Here is a 5,764-nt window from a genome sequence, read left to right as displayed (position 1 = left end):
TATCGCGGCCGACATCGGCACGCTCGACGATGTCCGCCGCCTTGCGGAACGGCTTGCCGCCGGTGGCCCCTGGAGCGCGCTGGCGCGCGAGGCGCTGGGAAGACGCCTTCGATCTCGCTCGCTCGGTGCGAGGTTCAGCCGCCGTCGCCGGACGTGAGGCGGCCTCGACCGGTTTGGTCGGGGATCGGCTCACGGTGCTCCGGGCCATGCAGGCGGTCCTTCCCTCGGATCCACGGTGAAGCGGCCGCCCGGACGCCCCGTGGGTTGCTTCAAGTCTTGTTCCCGTGACAATAGGCGCAAGCTGATCGGGACGCCACGGTCAGCCGCCGCCGTCCAGAAATTCCGATCCTCATCCCTTCGCCAGAGACGCGCCGATGACCCTGCCAGGGAAGCTCCTTCGCGCCGCGCTCGTGGTCGCCAGCGCGGGCGCCTTGCAGGCGTGTGGGCCCTATGGGCCAAAGGGCGATCGCGGGCTGCCGCCGCCCCCGGCGGCCCTGCCGTATCCCAACGTCTACCGCACCCAGCCGGACCTCCACGGCAAGCTCAAGAGCGCCGAGGAGCAGAAGCGCCTCGAGGCGGACCTGCTGGCGGGCAAGCGGCAGTCACGGGCGAGCCGCTAGCTCGGACTCGGTTTTGCGACGGGAAAGCGACCGCGGGGTTTGATCGCAGTCGGCCTGTACGATATTGCCTTCAGACTCGGCTGCTCTAGGCCGCTCCAACCGCGAAACGCGTCGCCATGACCGAATTTCACTCCGTTCGCCGCCTGCCCCCTTATGTCTTCGAACAGGTGAACCGGGTGAAGGCCGCCGCCCGCAAGGCCGGGGCCGACATCATCGATCTCGGCATGGGCAATCCGGACCTTCCCACGCCCGAGCACATCAACGCGAAGCTCGTGGAAGCGGTGACCAAGCCGCGGACCAACCGCTACTCGACGTCCAAGGGCATCCCGGGACTTAGGCGCGCGCAGGCGGCGTATTACGCCCGGCGTTTCGGCGTGAAGCTCGATCCCGATACGCAGATCGTCGCGACGCTCGGGTCAAAGGAAGGCTTCGCCAACATGGCGCAGGCCATCACCGCGCCCGGCGACGTCGTCCTGGCGCCGAACCCGAGCTATCCGATCCACGCGTTCGGCTTCCTGATGGCCGGCGGCGTCATCCGCAACGTGCCCGCGACGCCGGGACCGGATTATTTTCGCGCGCTCGAGCGGGCGGTGATCCACTCGATCCCGAAGCCGATCGCGATCATCACCTGCTATCCGTCGAACCCGACGGCCGAGGTCGCGGATCTCGACTTCTACAAGGACGTCATCCGCTTCGCGAAGCAGCACGATCTGTTCGTGCTCTCCGACCTCGCCTATTCGGAGATCTATTTCGACGGCCCGCCGCCGCCTTCGATCCTGCAGGTGCCGGGCGCGTTCGACGTCGCGGTCGAGTTCACCTCGCTCTCCAAGACCTATTCGATGCCGGGATGGCGGGTGGGCTTCGCGGTCGGCAATGAGCGGCTCATCGCGGCGCTGGCGCGCGTGAAGTCCTATCTCGACTACGGCGCCTACACGCCGATCCAGGTGGCGGCCTCGGCCGCCCTGAACGGGCCGGACGACTGCATCGTCGAGGCGCGCGAAATCTACCGCAAGCGCCGCGACACGCTTGTGGAGTCCTTCGGCCGGGCGGGCTTCCCGGTGCCGTCGCCGCGGGCGTCGATGTTCGCCTGGGCCCCGATTCCCGAGAAGTTCCGTCCGCTCGGCAGCGTCGAGTTCTCGAAGTTGCTGGTGGAGAAGGCCTCTGTCGCCGTCGCGCCCGGCATCGGGTTCGGAGAGCACGGCGACGACTTCGTGCGCATCGCGCTGGTGGAGAACGAGCACCGCATCCGGCAGGCCGCGCGGTCGATCCGGCGGTTCCTTGAAACGGCCGACGATACGTTGCACAACGTCGTCCCGCTCGCGGCGGCCCGGTAATCACCATCCCCGGGCCGGCTCGCGCCGGCCCTGAAGCAATAGCCGCGCGGACGCGCTGCGTGCTTCGAGACGCCCTGGTCCAGAGCCAGGGCTCCTCAGCATGAGGCGCAGTCCGCCGACGGCTTTTCGCCGCCTGATGCTGGGGAGCGTCCTTTCGGATGCGCTTCGACGCGCGCGGCCGGCCGTTGCGGTCCGCCCCGCCCTTCTGCCTCTGAACGGAACAGCCTCATGGCCGAACCTCTGAAAGTCGGCGTCGCCGGTCTTGGCACCGTCGGCGCCTCGGTTGTCCGCATCCTTCAGCAGAAGGCGGAGCAGATCGCGGCGCGCGCCGGCCGCCCGGTCGTGGTGACGGCGGTTTCGGCCCGCGACAAGGGCCGCAGCCGCGGGCTCGATCTTTCGAACGTCGCCTGGCACATGGATCCGAGCCAGCTCGCGCGGGCGCGGGACGTCGATCTCGTGGTGGAGCTGATTGGCGGCGCCGAAGGCCCGGCGCGCGCTTGCGTCGAGACCGCGGTCGGGGCCGGAAGGCCGGTCGTGACGGCCAACAAGGCGCTGCTGGCCAAGCACGGCGTCGCTCTCGCGCTCGCGGCCGAAGAGGCCGGCGTGACGATCGCGTTCGAGGCGGCCGTCGCGGGCGGCATCCCGATCGTCAAGACGCTGCGCGAGGGCCTCACCGGCAACAACGTCAGCCGCGTGTTCGGCATCCTCAACGGCACGTGCAACTACATCCTGACCCGTATGGAGAAGGACCGGATCGGCTTCGCGGAATGTCTCGCGGACGCCCAGCGCCTCGGCTACGCCGAGGCCGACCCGACCTTCGACATCGGAGGGTTCGACGCGGCTCACAAGCTCGCCCTGCTGGCCGCGCTCGCGTTCGGCGTCCAGGTCGATCCGGACGGCATCTACATCGAGGGCATCGCCTCTATCACGCCGTTCGACCTCGCGATGGCCGAGGAGCTTGGCTTCCGGGTCAAGCTGCTTGGCGTCGCCACGCAGAGCGAGTCCGGGATCGAGCTTCGGGTGCATCCCTCGATGCTCCCGAAGGACAGCGCGATCGCCCGCGTCGACGGCGTCACCAACGCCGTCGAGATCGACGGCGACGTGGTCGGCGCCCTGGTGCTCGCGGGCCCGGGCGCCGGCGGCGACGCCACCGCGTCGCCGGTCATCGCCGACATCGTCGACATCGCCCGCGGCGCGAAGCTGCCGGTGTTCGGCGTGCCTGCGGCCGAGCTCGCCGCGCCCAAACGGGCGCCGATGGGCACCCATCAGGGCGGCTACTACATCCGCCTCTCGGTCCTGGACCGGCCCGGGGCCGCTGCGGCCATCGCAACCCGCATGGCGGAGCAGGGCATCTCCCTGCGCAGCATCGTCCAGCGCGGCCGCGAGCCGGACTTCGATCGCCCGAGCGCCGACCCTGTCGCGGTCGTGCTCATCACTTACGCCACCAACGAGGCTGCGCTGCGCGTGGCTCTGGACGCGATCGAGGCGGACGGTCATATCGATGGTGCGCCTCAGGTGATACGAATCGAGAAACGCTGAGGCGGAGCGCGCAACGACGCGCCGAGGAAACGTCATGGCCAAGTCGAGCGCCGCAGGACGCTCCGTCGTGTCCCTCCGGGGCGCGGGAACGAAGTCTCTCTCGCTTCACGAGATGATCGACCGCTCGCTGGTCATCGAGGTGGTGCGCGTCACCGAGCACGCGGCCGTGGCGGCCGCCCGGCTGAGAGGGCGCGGCGACGAGATGGCCGCCGATCAGGCGGCCGTCGACGCCATGCGGCGGATGCTGAACGCGCTCCCGATCCACGGCACCGTGGTGATCGGCGAGGGTGAGCGCGACGCGGCCCCAATGCTCTATATCGGCGAGGAGGTCGGAGATCCGGCCGGTCCGCGGTTCGACATCGCGCTCGACCCGCTGGAGGGCACGACCCTCTGCGCCAAGGACCAGCCGAACGCCATCACGGCGATAGCGCTTGCCGAGCCAGGCACGCTGCTCAACGCCCCCGACGTCTACATGGACAAGATCGCCATCGGGCCGGGTTATCCCGACGACACCGTTCATCTGGACTGGTCGCCGGCGGAGAACATCGCCCGTCTCGCGAAGGCGAAGGGCGTGGCGGTCCGCGAGATCACCGCCTGCGTGCTGGACCGGCCGCGCCACGCCCGGCTGATCGAGGCCATCCGGGCGACGGGCGCGTCTGTGCGTCTGATAACCGATGGCGACATCGCCGGGGTGGTGGACGCCACAAATCCGAACGACACAGGCGTCGATATCTATCTTGGCGTCGGCGGCGCGCCGGAAGGCGTGCTGGCGGCGGCGGCGCTCAAATGTCTCGGCGGGTTCATGCAGGGCCGCCTCCTGCTCGACGATCCCGACAGCCGGCGGAGGGCGGCCGAGATGGGGATCAGCGATCCCAGCCGGGTTTACGGCGTTCGCGACATGGCGGCGGGCGACGTGCTGTTCGCCGCGACCGGCGTCACCGGCGGCGGCATGCTGGCCGGCGTGCGCTTCGGTCCCGAGGGGATCGTGACCGAGACGATCGTGATGCGCCATTCCACCGGCGCGTGCCGGCGCATCCGGTCCGAGCACCGGATGACGGAGCGGTTCGACCGCGCCTGACGGTCTGGGCCGTCGGGCGCTTCTCGGCTACCACCAATGTCCGAGCCTCGCCGCGATTCGGCGGGTGTGACGAGACGATCGCTCGAATGACCGCCGCTCTCCGCACCGCGCGCCCGCGCGGCGACGCGTTTCTCGGCGTCGAAGCCTCCTTCGACGGTCGGCCCTGGCGCGACCGGCTCGACGCCCGTGGCCGGGCGGCGGCGGCCGAGATCGTCCGGGACCATGGACATTCGGAACTGCTGGCGCGCGTTCTGGCGGGGCGGAATGTCCCGAACGCGGAAGCTTCCGTCTTCCTGGAGCCTTCGCTTCGGGGGCTGATGCCCGACCCCTCCTGCATGACCGACATGGACGCGGCCGCGGCCCGCCTCGCCGACGCGATCGAGGGCGGCGAGGCGATCGCGGTGTTCGGCGATTACGACGTGGACGGAGCCACGTCCGCGGCGTTGCTGGCCGGCTTCGTGACCGAGGCCGGCGGCGACGCCCGGACCTACATCCCGGACCGCATCTTCGAAGGCTACGGCCCGAATGTCGGCGCGATCGACATGCTCGCCGACGGCGGCGCTAGGCTGCTGGTGACGGTCGATTGCGGCTCGACGAGCTTCGAGGCGCTCGATCACGCGCGTCGCCGCGGCATGGACGTGGTCGTGCTCGACCATCACCAGGTCGGCGCCGAGCTTCCGGCGGTCAGCGCGCTGGTGAACCCCAATCGGCAGGACGACCTTTCGGGTCTCGGCCATCTGGCTGCGTGCGGCGTGGTGTTCATGACGCTGGTCGCGACCCAGCGCGAGCTTCGTCGCCGCGGTTTCTGGGCCGCGGGCGGCCGGGAGCCGGACCTCCTGGCGGCGCTCGACCTGGTGGCTCTTGGCACGGTGGCCGACGTCGTCCCGCTGACAGGGCTGAACCGCGCCTTCGTCACGAAAGGCCTGATCGCGATGCGCTCGCGCCGCCGTCTGGGCCTGCGCGCGCTCATGGACGCCGCTCGGCTCGACGGTCCGGTCGCGCCGTATCACCTCGGCTTCCTTCTCGGCCCCCGGATCAACGCGGGAGGCCGCATCGGCGACGCCGGGCTGGGCTGCCGCCTGATGCTTTGGAAGGCGCTGACGGCTCGGCTGAAGCTCGTGCAGCGGCACTACGCGCGCCTGTTCGAGGATGCGCCCACGCTCTCCGCCAACATCGGCAGCCTGGTGTTCACT

General features: G+C 69.9%; 5 protein-coding genes. All 5 read left to right on the top strand.

Features of this window, described 5'->3' with window-relative positions:
* Positions 1–374 precede the first annotated feature (374 nt).
* Positions 375–620 (top strand): hypothetical protein, encoded by a 246-nt coding sequence (locus tag ACIKT0_RS11995; RefSeq protein WP_407105562.1) that lies wholly within the window; start codon positions 375–377, stop codon positions 618–620.
* A gap of 116 nt (positions 621–736) precedes the next feature.
* Positions 737–1,954 carry an LL-diaminopimelate aminotransferase gene (locus tag ACIKT0_RS11990; protein WP_183393988.1) on the top strand — a complete coding sequence of 406 codons (1,218 nt, stop codon included), beginning with the start codon at positions 737–739 and terminating at the stop codon, positions 1,952–1,954.
* Between the two features lie 228 nt (positions 1,955–2,182).
* On the top strand, positions 2,183–3,493 hold the full coding sequence (locus tag ACIKT0_RS11985; protein WP_407105561.1) for a homoserine dehydrogenase: 1,311 nt from the start codon (positions 2,183–2,185) through the stop codon (positions 3,491–3,493).
* A 112-nt stretch (positions 3,494–3,605) separates the two neighbouring features.
* Positions 3,606–4,571: a class II fructose-bisphosphatase gene (glpX, locus tag ACIKT0_RS11980; RefSeq protein ID WP_407105563.1), complete on the top strand. Its 966-nt coding sequence runs from the start codon at positions 3,606–3,608 to the stop codon at positions 4,569–4,571.
* Between the two features lie 86 nt (positions 4,572–4,657).
* On the top strand, positions 4,658–5,764 hold a 1,107-nt coding region (locus tag ACIKT0_RS11975), incomplete at its 3' end, for a single-stranded-DNA-specific exonuclease RecJ (RefSeq protein WP_407105560.1).

Origin of the sequence: Hansschlegelia beijingensis, assembly GCF_045505405.1 — a bacterium.
Taxonomy (GTDB): Bacteria; Pseudomonadota; Alphaproteobacteria; order Rhizobiales; family Methylopilaceae; genus Methylopila; species Methylopila beijingensis_A.
This window is presented reverse-complemented; position numbering and strand designations above follow the sequence as displayed.

Bases quoted from the DNA above. Each gene is read 5' to 3' on its own strand.
- ACIKT0_RS11995 (WP_407105562.1), top strand. From the start codon at position 375: ATGACCCTGCCAGGGAAGCTCCTTCGCGCCGCGCTCGTGGTCGCCAGC.
- ACIKT0_RS11990 (WP_183393988.1), top strand. From the start codon at position 737: ATGACCGAATTTCACTCCGTTCGCCGCCTGCCCCCTTATGTCTTCGAA.
- ACIKT0_RS11985 (WP_407105561.1), top strand. From the start codon at position 2,183: ATGGCCGAACCTCTGAAAGTCGGCGTCGCCGGTCTTGGCACCGTCGGC.
- glpX (WP_407105563.1), top strand. From the start codon at position 3,606: ATGATCGACCGCTCGCTGGTCATCGAGGTGGTGCGCGTCACCGAGCAC.